Here is a 23195-nt window from a genome sequence, read left to right as displayed (position 1 = left end):
AATTGAGCGTGGAAAGGGAGAAGTAGTGATCATTTCCCTGTTTTAGAGAGCTGATGGTCGGTGAAAATCAGCACATAGATGATCGCGAATTACGCCCCTAGAGCATCTTTTTTCGATTGAATTGTATTCAAAAGGGAAAAGACGGTGCTAAGCCGTTATGTAAATAAGGTGGTAGGCTTTTTGGCCTGCAACTAGGGTGGTAACGCGATAATCAAAATCGTCCCTTATTTGAAGGGGCGATTTTTTTATGTTTTCAACCTTCACGCCAGTAATGAACTTAAAGGAGAGTATGTAGGATATGGGTATTTTACAAGATCTTGAATTTCGCGGTCTAATTAATCAGCAAACAGATGCTGAGGGCCTTGAGCAATTATTAGAAAAAGAAAGCGTTAAATTATACTGTGGTTTCGATCCGACAGCAGATAGCTTACACATCGGTCATATGTTACCAGTATTAATGTTACGTCGTTTCCAATTAGCTGGTCACCAACCAATCGCACTTGTTGGTGGTGGTACTGGTATGATCGGTGACCCAAGTGGTAAAAAAGCAGAGCGTACATTAAATACGAAAGATACAGTTGCTTACTACACAGAAAGCATTAAAAACCAACTTTCAAACTTCTTAGAGTTCGAAAACGTGGACAACCCAGCAACAATGGCTAACAACTATGACTGGCTTGGTAACTTAGATGTAATTTCATTCTTACGCGATATCGGTAAAAACTTCGGTTTAAACTATATGTTAGCAAAAGATACAGTAGCATCTCGTTTAGAAACTGGTATTTCATTCACTGAGTTCAGTTACATGATTTTACAATCATACGACTTCTTAAACTTATACCAACACCATAATTGTCGCCTACAAATCGGTGGTAGTGACCAATGGGGTAACATTACAGCGGGTCTTGAATTAATCCGTAAATCAGAAGAAGATGCGAAAGCATTCGGTTTAACAATTCCACTTGTTACTAAATCTGACGGTACGAAGTTTGGTAAAACAGAAGGCGGAGCAATTTGGTTAGACCCAGAGAAAACAACTCCTTACGAGTTCTACCAATTCTGGATTAACACAGATGACCGCGATGTTGTTAAATACTTAAAATACTTCACATTCTTATCTCATGAAGAAATTCTTGAGCTTGAAAAGCAAGTAGCTGAAGCGCCAGAAAAACGTGCAGCACAAAAAGCATTAGGTTCTGAAATGACAAAACTTGTTCACGGCGAAGAAGCATTAGAGCAAGCGATTAAAATTTCAGCTGCATTATTTAGCGGTTCTGTAGCAGAACTAACTGCAAGCGAAATCGAGCAAGGATTCAAAGACGTACCATCTGTAGAACGTACTGCAGAAGATACAGTATTAATCGACTTACTTGTAGAAAGCAAAATCTCTCCATCAAAACGTCAAGCACGTGAAGATGTAACGAACGGCGCAATCTACGTAAACGGTGAGCGTACACAAGCGTTAGACTACGTTGTAACAGAAAACGACCGCATCGAAGGTAAATTCACAATCATTCGCCGCGGTAAAAAGAAATATTTCTTAATTCGTTACTAATTAGAAACGAATATAAACAAATAATACCCCGAATTATAGGCTGAAAAGTTTATGATTCGGGGTTTTTTATGTATGGATTTAAATCGCCAGATCTTTTTTTGAAAATAGAATATAAAGAATTAATATGAGCATATAAAGTAAACTAACTAGCATAACGATAAATGCTGTTGGATAAAATTTTGCTGCATATATAAAGAAATCAATTTGATAAATATCTTGGTAATTTGAAACGGTGCCTTTGAAGTAATTCGTAAACTTAGCGCTATATTTCCATTCATCAGGATTATCTATTAAATTACTCCCCTGATACCAACTCATCAGTGCTGAAGTAATAAACAACATAAATGAACTTCCGAGTTGAACCATTTGGTTTATTGTCAAAAAGAATCTACCTCCTATTTTATGGTTATTATAGCGTGCATTCATATGCTTGTAACCATTTTGTTGTAATCTCCTTTTCGAGTTCATACGGAAATCACATGTAAGCGGTATGATAAACGTATAACAAATAGAAAGGAGTGGTAAAATAAAATGTCACTAGAAGCGCTCATTATTTTTTCTTTGCTAAATGCGGGTCAGCTTGCAGAGAATTCGAAGGTGGATGTACATAAAGAGCAGAAAGATGCTTATGTATATGTTCAAAAAGAGGAAAATAAATAATTTTATTTTATATATAAACGAAAAAAGCCAATCCACAGGATTGGCTTTTTGTCATTAACGAGAGTAGAACTCTACGATTAATGCTTCGTTGATTTCAGCTGGTAACTCAGCACGCTCAGCGTGACGAGTGTAAGTAGCTTCTAATTTGTCAGCATCGAAAGTTAAGTATTCTGGTACGAAGTTGTTAACTTCGATCGCTTCTTTAACAACAACAAGGCTGTTAGATTTTTCGCGAACGCTGATAGTTTGACCAGGTTTTACACGGTAAGATGGGATATCTACGCGAGCGCCATCAACCATGATGTGACCGTGGTTTACTAATTGGCGAGCTGCACGACGAGTGCGAGCTAAGCCCATACGGTAAACTAAGTTGTCAAGACGAGCTTCAAGAAGGATCATGAAGTTTTCGCCGTGCTTACCAGGCATTTTACCTGCTTGGTCAAATGTGCGACGGAATTGACGCTCAGTCATGCCGTACATGTGACGAAGTTTTTGTTTCTCTTGTAATTGTAAACCGTATTCTGAAAGTTTCTTACGTTGGTTAGGACCGTGAGGACCTGGTGCGTAAGGGCGTTTTTCTAATTCTTTTCCTGTGCCGCTTAGAGAGATTCCAAGACGACGAGACAGTTTCCAAGCTGGACCTGTATAACGAGCCATAGTTGACTCCTCCTTTAAAAATGTTTTTATTTACGTAAAATAAAAACAGACGTAATCGATATTTACGGGCATTTTGTTTTCATGTACCTTCGCTCCAGCAGCAGGGAGTTACGAGATACACCTCCGTAGAGGAACAAAATACAAACGATAAACTCACATTACAAGGCTGCCTTTTTATTTTACACAAACGCTATTATATCTTTTACCCAGAGTTTCGTCAAGCGAGTACGTTTTTGTTTTATGCATATAAATTTTGGAAATTAATATAAGAAGGAATTTAAAACAATATAAAAGAAGAGATAGAAACACAAATAAAACGCTTACATAAAATGTAGTAAAAACGTTCATCAGTTTTTTACTGGTGAATATGCGGTAATAAAAACATAAAGGGGATGTTTTTATGAAAAAGAAGCATATGGAGACAGCGTTAATTCATCACGGTTATACACCTGAGGAACATAAAGGAAGTTTAACACCACCTTTATTTCAAACCTCTACGTTTACATTTGAGACTGCGCAGCAAGGAGAGGCGAGTTTTGCGGGAGTGGATCCATCTTATATTTACTCAAGGCTTGGAAATCCGACTGTGAAATTATTTGAAGAACGTATGGCGGTGTTAGAAGGAGGAGAAGAAGCACTTGCCTTCGGATCTGGTATGGCAGCTATTTCAGCAACTTTAATCGGTTTTTTAAAGGCTGGAGATCATATTATTTGTTCAAATGGATTATATGGGTGTACGTACGGTTTTTTAGAAGTGTTAGAAGAAAAATTTATGATTACGCATTCGTTTTGTGAGATGGAGACAGAGGTTGATATTGAAAATAAAATTCGTCCAAATACAAAGCTTATTTTCGTTGAAACACCGATTAATCCGACAATGAAATTAATCGATTTAAAACAAGTTATTCAGGTTGCGAAGCAAAATGGTTTACTTGTCATTGTTGATAATACGTTTTGTTCACCTTATTTACAAAGACCGCTTGAGCTTGGCTGTGACGCTGTTGTGCATAGTGCGACAAAATATATTGGTGGCCATGGTGACGTTGTAGCGGGTGTAACAATTTGTAAAACGAAAGCGTTAGCTGAAAAGATTCGCCCGATGCGAAAAGATATCGGCGGCATTATGGCGCCGTTTGATGCGTGGTTATTATTACGCGGGTTAAAGACGTTAGCGGTAAGAATGGATCGTCATTGTGATAATGCAGAAAAAATTGTATCGTTCTTAAGAAAACATGATGCGGTAGAAGGTGTTTGGTATCCAGAAGGGGAATTAGCATCTCGTCAAATGAAGCGCGGGGGCGGTGTTATTTCTTTTTCAGTAAAAGGCGGAAAAGAAGAGACGCAAGCATTTATTAATGACCTCCACTTTATTACAATTGCGGTGAGTTTAGGAGATACAGAAACGTTAATTCAGCATCCAGCAACGATGACGCACGCTGCGATTCCAGCTGAACTAAGAAAAGAAATGGGCATTTTCGATAATTTAATACGCTTATCGGTTGGTTTAGAATCTTGGGAGGATATCGTTTCTGATTTAGAGCAAGCATTAAAGAAAATATCTACTGTTAATCAATAAAAAAAGAGTGAGCTATCGGTTTTGTACAGGACGTACTAAATCGATAACTCGCTCTTTTCTTTTTACATATGTTTTAGGAGTGTTTCCACAAACTTTTCTAAATAGCACTGATCTACTTCATCAAAACGATTCTTTTCAGGACTATCAATGTCAAGTACACCAATGACAGCTCCTTCTTTCACAATCGGTACAACGATTTCTGAATTAGAAGCACTATCGCAAGCGATGTGACCTGGGAATTGGTGAACGTCTGCTACAAGCTGCGTTGTTTTCGTTTCAGCTGCTACGCCGCAAACGCCTCGTCCAAATGGAATGCGTACGCAAGCAGGCATTCCTTGGAACGGTCCAAGGACAAGCTGATTTCCTTCTGTTACGTAAAAGCCAACCCAATTAACGCGATCTAAAAATTGGTTTAATAATGCGGACGCATTTGATAAGTTTGCGACTACGTTTGATTCGCCAGTTAATAACGCATCCAGTTGTTTAATTACTGTCTCATATTGCTGCACACGAGATCCTGCATAACTTTCTTTAGTAAACATGGAAACAGCTCCTTTTTTATCGAGATGTGTAAAACATTAGCAAAATACGATGTATTTCACATGACTTTGTCGATAGAAAATTAAAGGAATTTGTCTTAAAAGTCAAGAAATTTAAACTATAGCTGTTCATTGAGAGGAAGTGAGCGCATGAAGCAGACGAAACAAAAAGTAATTGATGCGGCAATATCGTTGTTTAATACGAAAGGTTATGATGGAACGTCGGTGCGAGACATTGCAAAGCGAGCGGATGTGAATGTAGCGAATATTTCATATTATTTTGCTGGGAAGCAAGGTTTATTAGAACAGCTTATTACTGATTTTTTAGAAGGGTATATTCATGTGATTGAAATTTCGTTTGAACAGAGAGAGTATTTGTCGGCTAAAGATGTGATGGTGCAAATGGTGCGTGGGATGTTACGATATCAATTTGAAAATAGAGAACTAACACGTTTCTTCTACCGAGAGCTTTCGCTTGATACGACATTAATTCGTGAAGTAATGACCGTTTATTTTTCTAAAGAAAGATATTATATAGAGCAAATTATTAGACAAGGACAAATGAAACAAGAATTTCAGAAAGTATCATTTACAATGTTTATGACGCAATTAAAAGGTATGATAAATATGCCGTTTTTATATCCACAATATATATCAGAAGTACTGCATTCTTTCCCGTCTGAGACATTTTTCATAGAAATGTATACGAAAGAGATTGAGCAATGGATGGAACAAGCATTATGTAAAGCAAATATGTACCATGAATGGCCAAGAGCTGTTCATATGTGAAGAATCCCCACCTAACGAACTGAGGTGGGGATTTTTATGTTTACTTTTCTTTGCCATAAATTGTTACATAATAGAGCGATAATTGTTAATGCAGCTCCAGCGATTTCAATTTTATCGACTGTATAACCTCGAAAGATAGAACCGATCAGGGCAAGGATAGGAACTAAATTCATAAATAATATGCCGTTAATAGATGAAATATAGCGATTTCCCATATTCCAGCAAAATACAGCGATAACTCCTGCGATAATCGACATATAAAAGAGCTCAAAACGAACGCTCACAACTGTACGCAGTGACGGCATAGTAACTATATTTGTATACGTTAAGAAAGTAACAATAACGATGAGTGAAATGGAGCCAAATAAACAAGTTAATGTCGTATATCGAAGTGGTGACCAAGATTGAAAACGAGCACCCCCGTTTGTATAAATGACCCAGCAAGTAACGCCGCATAGCATCAATATATTTGTCGATAAGTGGCTTGCAGCTCCAAATAATAAGTGAATATTTCCTTTTGAAATGACAAGCATAACACCGAGTAATGCAACGAACATACAAAGGAATGTGTAGTTTTGTGGGCGCTTGTTTTTTGTTATCCATTGTAATGATAAGGCAATTAGTGGCATGAGAGACTGAATCATCGCTGCATGGATTGCTCCAGAAGGCCCGGCAAGTTGTTGTCCGTAGAAAACGAGAAAACCATATCCTGCGAAACCGACTGTCCCGTAAAAGAACAGAGAAAGTGTTCTTTTTTCTAAGTGGAGTGAAGTCTTCCCTTCAGTAATTAATAGCAAAATAAGAAAAATAATAGCTGCTGATCCATAGCGAATCGTTGTGAAGAAGAACGGATCGATAAATTGCAGGGCATTTGTCATTACAGGAAACATAAATCCCCAGGCAGTTACGGCGAGTAAGCATAGAAAGGATCCGAGTAGCATTTGTTTTTTGTTCAAGAGTATCTTTCCCCTTTACATTTCGTTATAGTAAGTTGATGAAATAAGTATAAAGAGTAATTGTTTATAGGAGGAAATATCGATTTCTTATAACGGTTATAACTTTTTGTTAGAGGTGTGTACGATGGATTTGGAGGCAGTACGATCGTTTATCGAAGTGAAGCATACGCGAAGTTTATCAAAGGCAAGTAAGATTTTACATATATCTCAACCAGCGCTTAGTAAGCAAATTCAAAAGTTAGAAGCGGATTTAGAGGTTACTTTACTTAAGCGTTCTGCGCAAGGAGTGGAGTTAACGGAGGCAGGAGAGTTATTTATAAAAAGAATGCTACCGATTTTGGAACAAATAAATGAAGCAAAAACAGAAATGAGGGGGTATCAAGAGAACCGAAAGTTTTCAATTGGTATACTACCGAGTTTAGCAGAACATTATATATTAGAATGTAAAGATGTATTAGGTGATGAGTTCGAAGTAGAGTGGCAAATCGGACATACGGAAGTATTAAGAGATTTATTTAAAGCGCGGGAGATTGAAGCGATGTTCATCGATTCAGTAGTAGAAGGTGCTACGTATATAAAAGAAGTGCAACAAGAGAAAATTGTTTGTGCCGTTTCAAATAATCATCCGTATAAAGAGAAGAAAGTCATTCAAATAGAAGAGCTGCAAAATGAAAAATTAATTGTATATCCAGAAATATGCGATGTAAGGAAAATGATTATGAACATGTTTCATGAGATAGATGTAAAACCAACTATAGCTGTGGAAACATCTTACGCAGAACCGATGCTTGCAATGGTAAAAGCTGGCCTTGGCATCACTTTACTTCCAGAAAGGGCAGTAGAGCAGTCTGTAAGGCAGGGAAATGTACATGGAATTTCTGTTGAACCACCACTCATGCGGAAAATTTCTTTCGTATCTCATACGAAAGATTGTTTGTTATTACAATCATTTGAGGATAGGTAGTGAGGTAGGCGGAATATTGAGAAAGATTACAATCGCATTGAAAGAAACATGAAATTTTAAAAAAACTAGGTCAAAAACAAGCCATTACATGGTATGATTAGTACATTGTTAGTTGTTAAATATAGGGGAATTCCCTTTTTATACATAATGCCTTCCATTTCATAAACGGAACGGACAAAAAAAGAGATATAACTAGGAGGCTTTTTTGCATGGATTCTATCCTGACGATCGTTATCATTGTAGTAAGCTCTATTCTAGTGCTGCTCATGATAGAGCTTGTGATAAGAAATCGTTCATATAAAGATATTGAAGCACTGGAGCAGTGGAAACAAGAGATAAAAGATAAACCTGTGGCAGATGAACTAAAACGGGTAAAAGATTTAAACATGACGGGTCAAACAGAAGAACTGTTTGGTAAATGGCGTGAAGAATGGGATGAAATTGTATCAACAACCCTTCCGAAAGCTGACAAAGATTTAGCGCAAGCGCGAAAATTCGCCTCGCAATTCTCCTTCCGAAAAGCAAAGCATGCGATGAACGAATCCATAAGTGGTTTAGATGACGCTGATAATCGTATTACAGGTGTTTTAAATGAATTACAGCAATTGTTAGAAAGCCATGAGAAAAATAGCTCGGAAATTGAAGGGTTACGTGATACATATCGTAGTATGAAAAAGAGTGTTCTTGCTCATAGACATATGTATGGAGCAGCAGAGCAGAAAATCGAAGAGATGCTAGACGCTGAATCTAATAAATTTAAAAGCTTTGAAGAAGCAACAGATAATGGTGACTACTTAAAAGCGAGAGAAATTGTTATTAGTTTAGAAGAAGGTTTAGCAAGTTTAGAAATCATTATTCACCAAATTCCAGATTTATTAGTAGAGTGTCAAGCGACGCTACCAGTTCAACTGGAAGATTTATTACAGGGTCATAATGATATGGTAAGACAAGGTTATGTATTAGAGTATTTGGAAATCCCTAAAGAAGTTCGTGATATGACGACACAACTAAACACATGTTTAATGGATATACAGGAGCTTCATATAACAGAAGCGGCTGAAAAAGTGGAAGACTTAAAAACTCGTTTAGATGGTTTCTATGATCAACTTGAGCAAGAGGTGCATGCGAGACATTATGTGGAGCAAAAAACACTTTCTGTTTATGAAGACTTAGAAGAAATACGTATCGAAACGATTGAAACGAAAACAGAAACACAACTTGTGAAACAAAGCTATCAATTGCAAGATAAGGATATTGAATCTCAAAAAGTAATTGAAAAGCAAATGCACATTTTAACGAAACGTTTTGAAATGCTACAATTACGCGTTGCTGAACAAGATATTGCCTTCTCTATTATTCGTGAGGAACTAGAAGAGGTTTATGAGCAATGTGAAACGTTAAAAGTACTTCATGCAGAATATAAAGAAATGCTGCAAACGATGCGTAAAGAAGAATTTGAAGCGCGTGAGAAGTTACAAGAAATGCGAAATACTATTTTCGAAACGAAACGCTTTATGCAAAAGTCGAATTTGCCAGGTCTTCCAGAGAGTATTGTGGAAGATTTAAAAAGAGGGCAAATGGCAATGCAAGCTGTATATGAACAATTAGAAGTGAAGCCGTTAAATATGAACGCTGTAAATAGCAGTTTAGAAGAAGCATACACAACTGTGAACGGTGTAGCTGAAATGACAGAAGAGTTAATTGGACAAGCGTATTTAGTTGAAAAATTAATTCAATACGGTAACCGTTACCGCAGTCATGATGAAAGCCTTGCAGAAAGCTTAAATTATGCGGAGAAATTATTCCGTGAATATCAATACGATGCAGCTTTAGAACAAGCCGCTTCTGTACTAGAGCAACTTGAACCTGGTGTTGTTCAAAAAATAGCTGAATATGTAGACAATGAACAAACCCTTTCATAAAAGGGTTTGTTTTTTTGTGTAATTTTGCAGGCGATGTTGCTATAATGAATAGCGGAATACAGTAAGGTTATTCGTTTCAAAATAAAGTGAAACTGTAATCAGTGGGGGTATCTCACTAATTATTATTCACTAATCGGGATAAAACGGAACCTTTGCGTAGTCTTAGCGTAATGACACGTATTTATGATATGATTATATGATGTGATAGCGCTGAAAGGGGAAGAACGATGATCTATTTTGATAATAGTGCGACGACGAAGCCATATCCAGAAGCTCTTCAATCGTACGTGACGGTTGCTGGGAAATATTTTGGTAATCCTTCTTCTATTCATTCGCTTGGAGGAGAGGCAGAGCGTCTATTAACACAATCAAGAACGATTGCAGCGCAGCTTCTTCACGTTAAACCTTCTGAAATTATTTTCACATCAGGTGGAACGGAAGGGAACAACCTTGCGATTAAAGGGATAGCGATGAGGAATCGTTCGCGCGGCAAACATATCATTACAACAAATATTGAACACGCGTCTGTGTTTGAGGCATATAAGCAATTAGAAGAACTCGGATTTGATGTAACATATTTACCGGTTAACGAGCACGGTGTCGTATCGGTAGAGGATGTAAAACGAGCACTTCGTGAAGATACGATTCTTGTGTCAATTATTCATGTGAACAACGAAACTGGAGCAATTCAGCCCGTTGCTGAAATTGGAACGTTATTATCGAATCATCCGAAAATAAGATTCCATGTAGATCATGTACAAGGGATAGGAAAAGTACCGCTTGATTTATATGCTTCTCATATTGATCTTTGCTCAATATCTGGACATAAATTCCACAGTGTAAAAGGAACGGGTCTTCTTTATATACGTGATGGCGTAAGATTAGATCCGATTTTATCAGGTGGTCAACAAGAGCTTAAGTATCGCTCTGGTACAGAGAATTTACCTGGCATTGTAGCGATGGTGAAAGCACTTCGCATGACAATGGAACAAGTGAAAGAAAAGGTAGCTCATTTGCAAAGTTTACAAGCAGAGCTTGTCAGCTTCTTTAAAGAGATGGAAGATGTGACGATTAATACATCGCTTGCATATGCAGCGCCGCACATTTTAAATGTATCATTTGTTGGTTTAAAACCAGAAGTAGTCGTTCATGCTTTAGAAGAGCACGGTGTATATGTATCGACGAAGTCTGCTTGTTCTTCAAAAGCAAATGAAGTGAGCAGAGTGTTAGTGTCAATGGGAGTGCCGCATGCAGCAGCTGCAAGTGCTATTCGTATTAGTTTGGCACCAGACAACACGATGGAAGAAGTAAAACAATTTGAAGGTATTGTAAAAGAGACGATGCCAAAATTATATGAAGTGATGAGGTAAAGAAATATGATGACATATGAATATATTTTAGTGCGTTACGGAGAAATGACGACAAAAGGTAAAAACCGTTCTAAATTTGTAAGCACATTAAAAGATAACGTGAAGTTCAAACTGAAAAAGTTCCCAAATATTAAAATTGATGCAACGCATGACCGTATGTACATCCAGTTAAATGGTGAAGATCATGAAGCAATCTCTGAAAGATTGAAAGACGTATTTGGTATTCATAAGTTTAACTTAGCGATGAAAGTACCATCAGAATTAGAAGATATTAAAAAAGGTGCATTAGCAGCTTTCTTACAAGTAAAAGATGATGTGAAAACATTTAAAATTACAGTGCACCGTTCTGATAAGCGCTTCCCAATGAAGACGATGGAGTTACTTCCAGAAATCGGTGGGCACATTTTAGAAAATACAGAGGATATCACAGTAGACGTCCATAATCCAGATGTGAATGTACGTGTAGAAATTCGCAGTGGTTACAGCTATATTATGTGTGGTGAGCATATGGGAGCTGGCGGTTTACCAGTTGGCGTTGGCGGAAAAGTAATGGTACTTCTTTCTGGTGGTATTGATAGCCCAGTAGCAGCGTACTTAACGATGAAACGCGGCGTATCTGTGGAAGCAGTTCACTTCCATAGCCCACCTTTCACAAGTGAGCGTGCAAAACAAAAAGTAATCGATTTAGCACAAGAGTTAACGAAATACTGTAAACGTGTAACGCTTCACCTTATTCCGTTTACAGAAGTGCAAAAAACGATTAATAAAGAAATCCCATCTAGCTATTCAATGACGGTTATGCGCCGTATGATGATGCGTATTACAGAGCAGATTGCTGAGGAGCGTAATGCACTTGCAATCACAACTGGTGAAAGTCTTGGACAAGTGGCAAGCCAAACATTAGATAGCATGCATACGATTAACGAAGTAACAAACTACCCAGTTATTCGTCCGCTTATTACGATGGATAAATTAGAAATTATTAAAATTGCTGAAGAAATCGGCACGTATGATATTTCAATTCGTCCATACGAAGATTGCTGTACAGTATTCACACCAGCTAGCCCGGCGACGAAGCCGAAGCGTGAAAAAGCAAATCGATTTGAAGCGAAATACGATTTCACATCGTTAATCGAACAAGCTGTAGCGAACAAAGAAACAATGGTATTACAAACAGTTGAAGTAGTGGCGGAAGAAGAAAAATTCGAAGAACTTTTCTAAAACCATAAATTACCATATCTAAAATGTGTATGAAGTCATGTTATTTATCACACTCTATACTCACAAGGAGGTGATATAACATGGCACGTAGCACAAATAAATTAGCGGTTCCTGGTGCTGAATCAGCATTAGACCAAATGAAATACGAAATCGCTCAAGAGTTTGGTGTTCAACTTGGAGCGGATGCAACATCTCGCGCTAACGGTTCTGTTGGTGGCGAAATTACAAAACGTCTAGTTTCACTAGCTGAGCAACAATTAGGCGGTTTCCAAAAATAATCCCATATACGATGGCTTAGAAAGAGCGGGTTTTCCCGCTCTTTCTTTTTGTTGTTCAAATTAGTATAAATTCATTTCGACAAAAGCATAAAAAAATTGTCAAAAGAAGAGGGTTCAAAATTTACTGAAAATTCTTTATTATATAAGGGAGGCATAAAGAAAAAGGAGGATGTTTATGAAGAGAGAGGAATTGTTGGCACCACCATCTTATAATTTAGTTTCAGAAATAGAGAAATATACAGACGATAAAGAGAAGCTTGCTTTAATTTGGCAAGATGATAAAGGGAATAGACGAGAAGTTACATATTTTGAATTAATGCAAGGTGCAAATAAAATTGGAAACGCTTTTATAAAAAGTGGCTTACAAAAAGGGGACAAGCTCCTTATTATGATGCCGCGTTTAATTGAAGCGTACATGACGTATATCGCTGCGATTAAAGCAGGATTTGTTGTAATTCCGAGTTCGGAAATGTTGCGTAAAAAAGATATCGAATATCGAATTGGACATGGCGAAGTAAAAGCGATAGTAAGCTATGAGCCGTACATTGGACAGTTTGATGATATAGAAGCAATGGAATCTCTTCAAAAATTCGTCCTGAGCGAGCAGTCAGTAGACGGATGGATCAATTTAAAAACAGCATTAGAAACAGAAAGTGACATGTTAGAAATGGCGAAAACAGATAAAGAAGATATGGTCTTTTTATCTTACACGTCAGGGACGACAGGAAACCCGAAAGGTGTCGTTCATACGCACGCGTGGGCATACGCTCATTTACGTACAAGCGCCCCAAATTGGCTCGGAATTGAAGAGAATGACGTTGTATGGGCAACGGCTAGTCCCGGGTGGCAAAAGTGGATTTGGAGCCCGTTTTTAGCAACTCTCGGTTCAGGGGCAACAGGATTTGTATACAACGGTAAGTTTGAACCGAAAACGTATTTAAATTTATTAGGCGATAATAAGGTGAATGTGCTTTGTTGTACACCGACTGAGTATAGATTAATGGCAAAGGTAGAAGATTTAAGCGAGTACAATTTAGAGGCGTTACATAGCGCTGTATCCGCAGGTGAGCCGTTAAATAGAGAAGTCATTGGAACATTCCAAAAGCACTTTGATATTACAGTAAGAGACGGCTATGGGCAAACGGAAAATACACTACTTGTTGGTGTAATGAAAGGGATGGATATTAGACCAGGATCAATGGGGAAACCAACGCCAGGTAACCACGTCGATATCGTAAATGAGGAAGGTATTCCAGTTAAAGTAGGCGAAGTTGGTGATATTGCAGTTCACATTGAAACACCGGCACTCTTTAAACAATATTATAAAGACGATGAGCGTACAGCGATGCAATTCCGCGGTGATTATTATATTACAGGTGATAAAGCGAAGAAAGATGAAGACGGCTACTTCTGGTTTGAAGGGCGTGGTGATGATATCATTATTAGCTCTGGTTATACAATCGGGCCGTTTGAAGTAGAGGATGCGCTTGTAAAACATCCTTACGTAAGAGAATGTGCGGTTGTCGCAAGTCCTGATGAAATTCGCGGAAGTGTCGTGAAGGCATTTATCGTATTAAGAGAGAATATAGAAAAGAACGAAGAAACATTAATTCCAACACTCCAACAACACGTCAAAGAACTTACTGCACCATATAAATACCCTCGCAAAATTGAATTTGTAGATGAACTACCAAAAACGATTTCTGGAAAAATTCGCCGTATTGAACTTAGAAAACAAGAGATGGAGATTCCGTCAAAATAATTTTGAAAACAGTGAAGTAAATAGTTGAATGAAATGCAAAACAATGATAATATAAAAACGAACACAAGTTCGATTTTATAAATTTAAAAAAGAGGTGTCCGTATGATTTTAGGTATTAATCCGTACTTAGTTTTAGATGGTAGTGGGCAAGAAGCTGTACAGTTTTATAAAGAGGCTTTAGATGCAAAAGTAGAAGTCATGCAAACTTTTGGTGACATGCCTGAAAATCCAGAATACCCGATTCCAGCTGAAGCGAAAGAGCGCGTTTTACACGCTACTTTAAAAATTGGTAATACGGATCTTATGATTTCTGATACATTCCCAGGTCAAGGGCATGCAATCGGATCTCAAGTAACAATCGTAATTCAAATTAGTAATGCAGAAAAAGCAAAAGAAGTATTCGATAAGTTACAAGAAGGTGGAGAAGTTATCATGCCACTTCAAGAAACATTCTGGAGCCCAGCATACGGACAAGTAAAAGATAAATTTAATATTGAATGGCAAGTTACAACGTCTACTACTGAACAAAAGTAATTTTTAGAAAAGCACCATGTTTTGAAATGGTGCTTTTTTTTATACAATAAAAAATAAAGGAGATGGGATATATGGGAGAAATTTGGTATGGCGGTACCATTTACACAATGAGAGAAGAAAATGAAAAAGTGGACGCTGTTTACGTTGAAAACGGTACGATCGTTGATTTTGGAAGTAAAGAAGAGTTAGAAAACCAATATGCCGCGGTTACATTGCACGATTTAAAAGGCAAAACAATGATCCCAGGCCTCGTTGATAGCCATATGCATCTTATTGGGCATGGAGAGAGATTACTCCGTCTAGATTTATCAAATTGTACATCTTATGGTGAAGTGCTTACTCTTGTTCAGAAGCGAGTGAAAGAAGCTCCAAAGGGCTCTTGGATTATTGGAGAAGGATGGAATGAAAATAACTTTACAGATACGAAAGATGTTCACGCGCGTGATTTAGATGAAATTTCGAAAGAACACCCCATTTTATTAAAGCGAGTTTGTCGTCACGTTACATGGGTGAATTCATACATATTGCAAGAAGCGAACATAACAGAAGCGACGCAAAATCCAAAAGGCGGGAAAATCGGTAGGGATTCATCAAATAAGTTAACAGGACTTTTATATGAACAAGGACAAGAATTAATTAAACATGTTCAGCCTGAAATTGTTGAAGCGTATTTACAAAGAGCTTTGCAAACAGCGATTAAAGATTGCTGGAAATACGGACTTGTTGGCGGGCATACGGAAGATTTAAATTACTACGGTGGTTTTAGAAAAACGCATAATGCGTTTTCTCACGTTATAAAAAAAATGCCATTTAAAGCACATTTGCTCGTTCACCATGAAGTAGCACATGAACGAAAAGAATATGAAAATGAACATTATATTGAATTTGGTGCAATGAAAATTTTTTCTGACGGTTCTTTTGGCGGAAGAACAGCATTATTAAGTGAACCGTATGAAGATGCGAAGGAAACGAATGGGGTTGCAATTTTCTCACGTGAAGAACTTGCAGAATTAGTGAAGAAAGCACGAGACTTACATATGCCAGTTGCGATTCATACTATCGGTGACTTGTCGCTTGAATATGTTATTGATGCACTCGAATTATATCCACCAGCAGAAGGGTTACGTGACCGTATTATTCATTGTCAGCTTGCTCGTGAAGAGTTGATAGAAAGAATGAAAAACTTGCAAGCCATTATCGATATACAGCCAGTCTTTCTTTCATCAGATTTTCCATCAGTCATTGAAAAACTGGGAGAACACCGTCTTCGTTATGCGTATGCTTGGAAGACATTACTGGAAGCAGGACTACATTGTAATGGTGGTTCAGATGCTCCTATTGAACAAGTAAATCCGTTTCTAGGCATATATAGCGCTGTTACACGTAGAAGTTTTATTGACGGTGTATGCTATATGCCTGAGGAAAGATTAACGGTATATGAGGCTGTTTCTTTATTTACAACAGGAAGTGCCTATGCAATCGGAAAAGAAGCGAAACGAGGGCAAATTACAAAAGGATATGAAGCAGACTTTACAATATTAGACCGCAATATTTTTGAAATTGAGGCAGAAGAAATAAAAGAAGTACAAGCAGAAATGACTGTAATAGATGGCCGAGTTGTCTATAGAAAAGATGTGTAAAAATATATCAGCGATTTTCGGAATATATCGACCGTAACTCGAAATATATCAGCGATTATTAAAATATATCGACTTACCGACAAAAACTGACAAGAATAACGGCCGGATAGTAAGAGATTATTGTTCGCGTCAATCGGGGTAAATAAATAACCGCAGAATTATGGAATTCCATAATTCTGCGGTTATTTTAATCCTATAAAAACGTTCTCTGTACTTTTTCCCAGAACGAATTATTTTTTAATTTAACTGTTTTAATTTGTTTATCGCTTAAGCGTACAACAGCTTTTTCCACTTGTTTAATGCTAAGCGCTTCGTTATCCATGCCAATAACAGGATAATCGTTACCGTCTGGTCTTAGTTTTAAAGTTAATGTACGTTCGTGATTTAAAATGAACGGTGAACCGAGCGTACGGTAAGTGTTGTTGTTTAAAGATGCTAGTTCGCTTACTTGGAAACATGGAATAAGTGGGTCAACAACTGCACCATGCAATGATTTATTGTAAGCTGTACTTCCTGTTGGGGTAGAAACTACTAAACCGTCCCCTCTAAATGTTTCGAAATATAAATCATCAACGTGAACATCTACAACGAATGTTTTAATAATGCTAGAACGTAATGAGAACTCATTTAAACAATGGAAAGATGTACTGTGATCTACATCTACCTGAATTGTTGGATATTTTCGCACTTCAATTTCATTTTTTGTAATTTCTTGAAGGGCTGTATCAATGTGATCAATGTGAAAATCGCAGTAGAACGAAGTTTCATCTTTCGTAGAAATCCCTGCGTATAAGCAATCTTCCCTAAAACCAGTTTTACGAACGGCTTGTAAGAAGGTTGCATCATCTCCAACACTGACGATAGCGTTTGCATTTTTTGGATGATCTAATATGGTAAATCCATTCTCTTCTAAAATACGATAGATTGGTTTCATTTTTTCAACGAGCGTTGCTTTGTCATCACCATAAAAGAAAAATAAATTGCGACGATCTGCCATTATGTATCCCTCCACTGCAGTTAAATTTTCTGTTTTTCGTGCTACATATCATTAGAGTCCGTTCCCTGATGATATGTTCAAATAATATATTTCGATACAAATTGTCAAAATACCTTTTTATTTTTAGAAAAATTTTTATATTCAATCTTATGGGACTCTGTTTAATGATGAATAAAGTTGTCGATAATGGGTACGGAGTGAAAGGATGATACGTATGAAGTGGCTCGTAATTGGAATAATAATTCTTCTCCTTTTTATTTTGCTTATACTATTGTCGAAAATATCGCTTAAGGTGACATTTTTATATTCAGAAATGGAAAAGCAATGTTTATTTCAAGTGAAAATATGGATGATTCGATATACATTTGATGTATTGGAAAGAATTGAAAAACAGCAGAAAAAAACAGGACAGAAAATCGAAAAAGCTGAAGAGGACGGCGGACTAGATAATAAAATTATGGCGCAACTTGACAGTATTGGGGAACTGATAAAAAGGCTTCAAAAAGTTCATACTATCGTTAAAGATTTTCTCAAACGAGTGAAAATCAATGGTTGGAAATGGCATACGCAAATTGGAGCAGGCGACGCAGCTAGTACTGGAATTGTCACTGGATATGCATGGGGGACAAAAGGAATGGCTGCTGGAGTTGTCGGACAATATATGCATATTGTCGATGTACCAGAATTTGAAATTACTCCTGTTTTTCAAGGGAAAGGATTTGCATCGAGATGCGAGTTAACAGCATCTTTTCGTATATTTCGTACTATAAAAACAGCGGTGAAATTGCTCATATTTATGAGGCAGCAAAAATCTGGTATGACAGAAAAATCTGTTCAAGCATAGGGGGGATATAGAATGGACCATCCAATTCAAGGTTTAATGACAACCGCAATGCAGCATTTAAAACAAATGACTGATGTAAATACAATTGTTGGTGACCCAATTAAAGCGGCAGATGGAAGTGTAATTCTTACTGTTTCGAAAGTAAGTTTCGGATTTGCTGCTGGTGGAAGTGAATTTGGTAGGGTAGAACATTCAGGCCGTCATCCATTTGGCGGAGGAAGTGGAGGAGGAGTTTCTATTAATCCTGTTGCCTTTCTTGTTATAAATGGAGATGGTGTGAAAGTATTACATTTAGATAAGCAAACGCATGTCATCGATAAAATAATTGAATTAGCGCCACAAGCTGTTGATAAAGTGAAAGAAATGATGGATAAACGAAAAGAAGATGATCCTGAATTTCAAATTTAACGAATAAAGAAGCTAATCAATAGGTTAGCTTCTTTTATTTTTTTGTAAATAAAGCGATTTTATTTGCATTATCGATAGGGACAAACTATCATTTACATTGTACATATTTTGTTTAAATAAGGGAGGATTTTCAAGTGGCAAACGTAACTTTTAAAGGTAATCCAATGACTTTAGTTGGAACAGAAGTTAAAGTTGGCGATCAAGCGCCAAACTTCCAAGTATTAGCAAACGACTTATCTCCAGTGAGTTTAGAAACATACAAAGGCGAAGTAAAATTAATTAGTGTTGTACCTTCAATCGACACAGGTGTGTGTGATGCACAAACACGTCGTTTTAACCAAGATGCAGCAGGTATTGAAAACGCAAAAGTATTAACAATTAGCGCTGATTTACCATTCGCTCAAAAACGCTGGTGTGCAGCAAACGGTTTAGAAAATGTTGTAACACTTTCTGACCACCGTGACCTTTCATTCGGTGAAGCTTACGGCTTAGTAATGAAAGAACTTCGTTTACTTGCTCGTGCAGTATTCGTAGTAGATAGCAACGACAAAGTAGTTTACGTAGAATACGTAGGCGAAGGTACAAGCCATCCAAACTATGAAGCAGCATTAGAAGCAGCTAAATCTGCAAAGTAATGTGAAGGAAATGACCTCTTATAAAGAGGTCGTTTTTTCTCATATATCGCTGCGTAACGGTGCCGATATATGAGAAAAAACGTTATATCATATATAACTTGAGAGGGAGCTCTTTACAGGAGGTCGCTTTTTCTTTTTGGAAAAAATCACTTTGTGGTATGATATAAGTTATGTGTAAAAGAGAGAAGGAGGAATGTACGTGAGTCAGACAGTGGAAACATTATTTTCTATTTTTGATTCTTCTGCGGTAGTTTTACGTAAAGAATTAGATGTGACATATTTAGAGGCGCTTGTAGAAACAGGTGATAACTTGTTTGAGGGAGCGATTTTACAAGAGGAATTATCCGAATCAGCAATTGAAAGGCTGAATCGTGAATATAGTACGTTTAATGAAGAAACATATAAAGGTGAAGAAATTCGTAAAGCATTTCAGTTAGCCATCTTAAAAGGAATGAAAGAAGGCGTACAAGCGAATCATGAAATGACGCCTGATGCAGTTGGGATGTTCATGAGTTACTTATTCCATAAATTTATGCAAGGTCAAAACGAAATTACAGTTTTAGATCCTGCAATCGGAACAGGAAATTTAATGACTACAGTGTTTAATAGCGCCAAAGAAGGACTAACAATGAGTGGATTTGGTGTAGAAGTGGATGAAGTGCTAATTAAACTTGCTTTAGTAAATGCAAATTTACAAAAGCATGCAATCGAATTCTTCCATCAAGATGGACTAGCACCACTTTATATCGATCCAGTTGATGCAGTCGTTTCAGACTTACCGATTGGTTACTATCCAAACGAAATCGGTGCCAGTGAATATAAATTAAAAGCAGATGAAGGAATGTCGTATGCTCATCACTTATTTATTGAACAAAGTGTGAAACATACGAAAGAGGGCGGGTACTTATTCTTCTTAGTACCAAACTTTATTTTTGAAAGTGAACAGGCACCGAAATTACATGCATTTATTAAAGAAACATGCTTTATTCAAGGGTTATTACAGCTACCTGTTTCCATGTTTAAAAACGAGAAAAATGCAAAAAGTATATTTGTTCTCCAAAAGAAAGGCTCTAATGTAACAATGCCAAAACAGGCGTTATTAGTGGAGTTGCCTAAATTCTCTAACATGAAGGCGATGGAGAACATTATGGATCAATTAAATACTTGGTTTGCAACACATAAATAAAGCTGGGTATATGTAACAGAGTTAGTGATTCATGTAGTACAGTTTTATATAATATGTCATATTTTTAAATATATACTAGATTTAACTGAATTTTTTTGAAATCTGTAATATATATTTTTTCTTGGTGTTACAATTTTTTCACTTGAAATATATGTCGGACGATGTTTAAATTAAAATCGTGAGTATAAAATTTGCTAATGATGAAACGTTTTCATATTTAGTAAATTTAATTAGATAAAATCGAGCGGTTTGTGGAAACATCCACACAACTACCAAGAGAAAAAGGGGCGAAAGACTAGATGTCAAAAATCATCGCGATTAACGCAGGAAGCTCTTCCTTAAAATTCCAATTATTTGAAATGCCAAGTGAAACAGTATTAACAAAAGGTTTAGTAGAACGTATCGGTTTAGAAGATAGTATCTTCACTATTACTGTAGATGGCGAAAAACAAAAAGAAATTACAAACATTCCAGATCACGCAGTAGCAGTTAATATGCTTCTTAAAAAATTAACTGAAAACGGAATCGTTAAATCTCTAGATGAGATTGGCGGTATCGGTCACCGTGTTGTTCACGGCGGCGAAAAATTTGCTGACTCTGTTTTAATTACTGATGAAGTATTAGCTGATATCGAAGAATTAAGCGATTTAGCACCACTTCATAACCCAGCAAACGTTGTTGGTATTAAAGCATTCCAAGAAGTATTACCAAACGTACCAGCAGTAGCAGTATTCGATACAGCATTCCACCAAACAATGCCGGAATCTGCATTCCTATACAGCTTACCATATGAGTACTATGAAAAATTCGGCATCCGTAAATACGGTTTCCACGGAACTTCTCATAAATATGTAACTGAGCGTGCGGCTGAATTATTAGGTCGTCCAATTGAAAGCTTAAGCTTACTTTCTTGTCACTTAGGTAACGGTGCAAGTATCGCAGCAGTAGAAGGCGGTAAATCTATCGATACTTCTATGGGCTTCACTCCACTTGCTGGTGTAACAATGGGTACACGTTCTGGTAACCTTGACCCTGCGTTAATTCCATACATCATGGAAAAAACAGGCCAAACAGTAGAAGAAGTAGTTAACGTATTAAACAAGAAGAGTGGTATGTTAGGTCTTACTGGTTACTCTAGTGACCTACGTGACATCATTGCGAAAGAAGAAGAAGGCGACCACCGTGCGAAAGTAGCACTTGATGTATTCGTAAGCCGTATCCACAAATACATCGGTTCTTACACAGCTCGTATGAAAGGTGTAGACGCAATCATCTTTACAGCTGGTGTAGGTGAGAACAGTGCGATTATTCGTGAGCGCGTATTAGAAGGCCTTGAGTACATGGGCGTATACTTCGATGTAAAACGTAATAACGTATTCGGTGAAGAAGCATTCATCAGCTTCCCACACTCTCCAGTAAAAATTATCGTAATTCCAACTGACGAAGAAGTTATGATTGCTCGTGACGTACTACGTCTTGGAGATATTAGTTAATATATGAAAAGAAAGACGAGATCCTATAGGATTTCGTCTTTTTTCTTTTGGATGTATTTTAAAATTCCATCCGGATATAATATTTTTTCTTTCTGAATGAATGCCGTAATAGGAATCCATTTCGCATACGCTACTGTTTGCTCATCTTGTATATTTAATATTTTCATTTCATATAGTGATGTGTCTAATAAACGCAAAGAATATAGTTGAATGATTTCATGACCAATGCCCCCATCTAGATGAAAGACATTTTCTAAACAACCTAAATAATTGATGATTTCTATCTCCGTATGAAGCTCTTCTGTAAACTCCCGAATAACAGTATGTGCTGATTTTTCACCAAGTTCAATGGAACCGCCAAGAGGACGATAATATGTTTCGCCTTCTGTATGATATTCTTGTACGAGAAGGCGATCTTGATGTACAGCAAGACCGAAAGCTTTTGCACGTGGATACATATAGAATCACTCCTTATTTGTTTTGTATAAGGACGATTATAATGTATGGTGTGATAAAAGTATCGTGTATTTAAGTGTGTGGTCTAACTGTAATTCCATCAAATAAGTCTTTCCAAAATGCTTCATTGTATTGGTATACATCCATAATAGGACATTTCATAACGCAAGTACGTTGTAATCCCCAATCTTCTTGGGTGATAGTTGGTATATCGGCAGGAATTAGTAATAGGACAGAGAATGTATGTGTAACGATTTGAGATAAAATTTGTTCTAGGGAACATGCTTCTTCATATGTTCCTCCAGTTCGAATAAACAATATGGATTCTGCCGTTTCAATTGTAGTTAGAAAACGATTAATTCGATGTTCATAGTTTAACTTAATTTCTGTATAAGAAGGCCAATAATTTGGTGTGTTTACATCTGTTTTAAAGTCATGACAGGAGTCAATTTCATAAAGGTTGTCCCTTAATCTTAATTTGGCATCATCATCCCAAAATGAGATGAAGGATAGATTTTCGAAATTTAAAAAACGGTCAAATCGATTTTGTAATAATAAATTTACTTTCGTTAATGAAGGACTTAGCATAAAATCAATAACACCAAAAAATGGTGATAATTCTAATTGATATAATGCCCAAGCAGGCCAACAGTTTTGTCCTAAGCTAAATACTGCGTTATAGTTTTGTTTTAGATTGGATAGATTCATGTGAAGTATCTCATCCTTTTTGCTATTATTTTATGTCACTCATAA

At 37.0% G+C, this 23195-nt stretch carries 24 protein-coding genes and 1 other annotated feature; of the genes, 17 read left to right on the top strand and 7 right to left on the bottom strand.

Going from position 1 to position 23195, the window contains the following annotated elements:
- Positions 1-228 (top strand) — a binding site (T-box leader).
- A gap of 70 nt (positions 229-298) precedes the next feature.
- Positions 299-1555 (top strand): tyrosine--tRNA ligase, encoded by a 1257-nt coding sequence (gene tyrS, locus ACW0JX_RS22680; protein WP_000512081.1) that lies wholly within the window; start codon positions 299-301, stop codon positions 1553-1555.
- Positions 1556-1633: 78 nt separating this feature from the next.
- Here tyrS and ACW0JX_RS22675 read toward each other — a convergent pair whose 3' ends face one another.
- Positions 1634-1981 carry a YjdJ family protein gene (locus ACW0JX_RS22675; protein WP_459245794.1) on the bottom strand — a complete coding sequence of 116 codons (348 nt, stop codon included), beginning with the start codon at positions 1979-1981 and terminating at the stop codon, positions 1634-1636.
- Between the two features lie 105 nt (positions 1982-2086).
- On the opposite strand from ACW0JX_RS22675, the gene ACW0JX_RS22670 reads away from it, so the two are divergent.
- Positions 2087-2215, top strand: a complete 129-nt coding sequence (locus tag ACW0JX_RS22670) for a hypothetical protein (protein WP_000050944.1) — start codon at positions 2087-2089, stop codon at positions 2213-2215.
- A 54-nt stretch (positions 2216-2269) separates the two neighbouring features.
- Here ACW0JX_RS22670 and rpsD read toward each other — a convergent pair whose 3' ends face one another.
- Positions 2270-2872 carry a 30S ribosomal protein S4 gene (gene rpsD, locus ACW0JX_RS22665; protein WP_000135315.1) on the bottom strand — a complete coding sequence of 201 codons (603 nt, stop codon included), beginning with the start codon at positions 2870-2872 and terminating at the stop codon, positions 2270-2272.
- A gap of 400 nt (positions 2873-3272) precedes the next feature.
- On the opposite strand from rpsD, the gene megL reads away from it, so the two are divergent.
- Entirely contained in the window at positions 3273-4448 is a 1176-nt protein-coding gene (gene megL, locus ACW0JX_RS22660) for a methionine gamma-lyase (protein ID WP_000726576.1), read from the top strand.
- A 62-nt stretch (positions 4449-4510) separates the two neighbouring features.
- Here the strand turns inward: megL and ACW0JX_RS22655 are convergent, their stop codons facing one another.
- A complete protein-coding gene (locus ACW0JX_RS22655; RefSeq protein WP_000494338.1) occupies positions 4511-4990 on the bottom strand; it encodes a GAF domain-containing protein in 480 nt (159 codons plus the stop codon).
- A gap of 147 nt (positions 4991-5137) precedes the next feature.
- Here ACW0JX_RS22655 and refZ point away from each other — a divergent pair, with 147 nt between their 5' ends.
- Complete coding sequence (gene refZ, locus ACW0JX_RS22650) at positions 5138-5776, top strand: forespore capture DNA-binding protein RefZ (RefSeq protein ID WP_000814914.1); 639 nt, start codon at positions 5138-5140, stop codon at positions 5774-5776.
- A gap of 11 nt (positions 5777-5787) precedes the next feature.
- Here the strand turns inward: refZ and ACW0JX_RS22645 are convergent, their stop codons facing one another.
- Positions 5788-6732 carry a DMT family transporter gene (locus ACW0JX_RS22645; RefSeq protein ID WP_098851855.1) on the bottom strand — a complete coding sequence of 315 codons (945 nt, stop codon included), beginning with the start codon at positions 6730-6732 and terminating at the stop codon, positions 5788-5790.
- Between the two features lie 124 nt (positions 6733-6856).
- Here ACW0JX_RS22645 and ACW0JX_RS22640 point away from each other — a divergent pair, with 124 nt between their 5' ends.
- From ACW0JX_RS22640 to ACW0JX_RS22605, 8 genes are all read left to right on the top strand, one after another.
- Complete coding sequence (locus ACW0JX_RS22640; RefSeq protein ID WP_459245078.1) at positions 6857-7696, top strand: LysR family transcriptional regulator; 840 nt, start codon at positions 6857-6859, stop codon at positions 7694-7696.
- Positions 7697-7905: 209 nt separating this feature from the next.
- Entirely contained in the window at positions 7906-9618 is a 1713-nt protein-coding gene (gene ezrA / locus ACW0JX_RS22635) for a septation ring formation regulator EzrA (protein ID WP_098678532.1), read from the top strand.
- A 227-nt stretch (positions 9619-9845) separates the two neighbouring features.
- Positions 9846-10988 carry a cysteine desulfurase family protein gene (locus ACW0JX_RS22630; RefSeq protein ID WP_000638976.1) on the top strand — a complete coding sequence of 381 codons (1143 nt, stop codon included), beginning with the start codon at positions 9846-9848 and terminating at the stop codon, positions 10986-10988.
- Between the two features lie 6 nt (positions 10989-10994).
- Positions 10995-12209 carry a tRNA uracil 4-sulfurtransferase ThiI gene (gene thiI / locus ACW0JX_RS22625; protein WP_459245077.1) on the top strand — a complete coding sequence of 405 codons (1215 nt, stop codon included), beginning with the start codon at positions 10995-10997 and terminating at the stop codon, positions 12207-12209.
- Positions 12210-12289: 80 nt separating this feature from the next.
- Positions 12290-12487 (top strand): alpha/beta-type small acid-soluble spore protein, encoded by a 198-nt coding sequence (locus ACW0JX_RS22620; RefSeq protein WP_000124490.1) that lies wholly within the window; start codon positions 12290-12292, stop codon positions 12485-12487.
- A gap of 175 nt (positions 12488-12662) precedes the next feature.
- Positions 12663-14249 carry an acyl-CoA synthetase MbcS gene (gene mbcS, locus ACW0JX_RS22615; protein WP_098678530.1) on the top strand — a complete coding sequence of 529 codons (1587 nt, stop codon included), beginning with the start codon at positions 12663-12665 and terminating at the stop codon, positions 14247-14249.
- Between the two features lie 102 nt (positions 14250-14351).
- Positions 14352-14783 carry a VOC family protein gene (locus ACW0JX_RS22610; protein ID WP_459245076.1) on the top strand — a complete coding sequence of 144 codons (432 nt, stop codon included), beginning with the start codon at positions 14352-14354 and terminating at the stop codon, positions 14781-14783.
- Between the two features lie 71 nt (positions 14784-14854).
- Positions 14855-16423: an amidohydrolase gene (locus ACW0JX_RS22605; RefSeq protein WP_459245075.1), complete on the top strand. Its 1569-nt coding sequence runs from the start codon at positions 14855-14857 to the stop codon at positions 16421-16423.
- Between the two features lie 193 nt (positions 16424-16616).
- Here ACW0JX_RS22605 and ACW0JX_RS22600 read toward each other — a convergent pair whose 3' ends face one another.
- Positions 16617-17420 carry an NAD kinase gene (locus ACW0JX_RS22600; protein ID WP_200458489.1) on the bottom strand — a complete coding sequence of 268 codons (804 nt, stop codon included), beginning with the start codon at positions 17418-17420 and terminating at the stop codon, positions 16617-16619.
- Between the two features lie 205 nt (positions 17421-17625).
- Between ACW0JX_RS22600 and ACW0JX_RS22595 the strand changes: the two genes are divergently transcribed.
- The 5 genes from ACW0JX_RS22595 (at position 17626) to ackA (ending at position 21986) form a co-directional block, all read left to right on the top strand.
- Positions 17626-18264 (top strand): DUF2953 domain-containing protein, encoded by a 639-nt coding sequence (locus ACW0JX_RS22595; RefSeq protein WP_002094156.1) that lies wholly within the window; start codon positions 17626-17628, stop codon positions 18262-18264.
- A gap of 12 nt (positions 18265-18276) precedes the next feature.
- Complete coding sequence (ytfJ, locus tag ACW0JX_RS22590) at positions 18277-18672, top strand: GerW family sporulation protein (protein WP_000350007.1); 396 nt, start codon at positions 18277-18279, stop codon at positions 18670-18672.
- 134 nt (positions 18673-18806) lie between these two features.
- Positions 18807-19307 carry a thiol peroxidase gene (gene tpx / locus ACW0JX_RS22585; RefSeq protein WP_000024527.1) on the top strand — a complete coding sequence of 167 codons (501 nt, stop codon included), beginning with the start codon at positions 18807-18809 and terminating at the stop codon, positions 19305-19307.
- Between the two features lie 199 nt (positions 19308-19506).
- Positions 19507-20493 carry a class I SAM-dependent methyltransferase gene (locus ACW0JX_RS22580; protein ID WP_016512246.1) on the top strand — a complete coding sequence of 329 codons (987 nt, stop codon included), beginning with the start codon at positions 19507-19509 and terminating at the stop codon, positions 20491-20493.
- Positions 20494-20792: 299 nt separating this feature from the next.
- Positions 20793-21986: an acetate kinase gene (gene ackA / locus ACW0JX_RS22575; protein WP_459245074.1), complete on the top strand. Its 1194-nt coding sequence runs from the start codon at positions 20793-20795 to the stop codon at positions 21984-21986.
- Between the two features lie 23 nt (positions 21987-22009).
- Here the strand turns inward: ackA and ACW0JX_RS22570 are convergent, their stop codons facing one another.
- Together ACW0JX_RS22570 and ACW0JX_RS22565 are read right to left on the bottom strand one after the other, a co-directional pair.
- Positions 22010-22444: an NUDIX hydrolase gene (locus ACW0JX_RS22570; RefSeq protein ID WP_078400669.1), complete on the bottom strand. Its 435-nt coding sequence runs from the start codon at positions 22442-22444 to the stop codon at positions 22010-22012.
- Positions 22445-22514: 70 nt separating this feature from the next.
- Positions 22515-23150 (bottom strand): DUF1796 family putative cysteine peptidase, encoded by a 636-nt coding sequence (locus ACW0JX_RS22565; RefSeq protein WP_001054296.1) that lies wholly within the window; start codon positions 23148-23150, stop codon positions 22515-22517.
- Positions 23151-23195: the final 45 nt, after the last annotated feature.

The sequence above is a fragment of the Bacillus sp. C-3-6 genome, from assembly GCF_054509685.1.
This window is presented reverse-complemented; position numbering and strand designations above follow the sequence as displayed.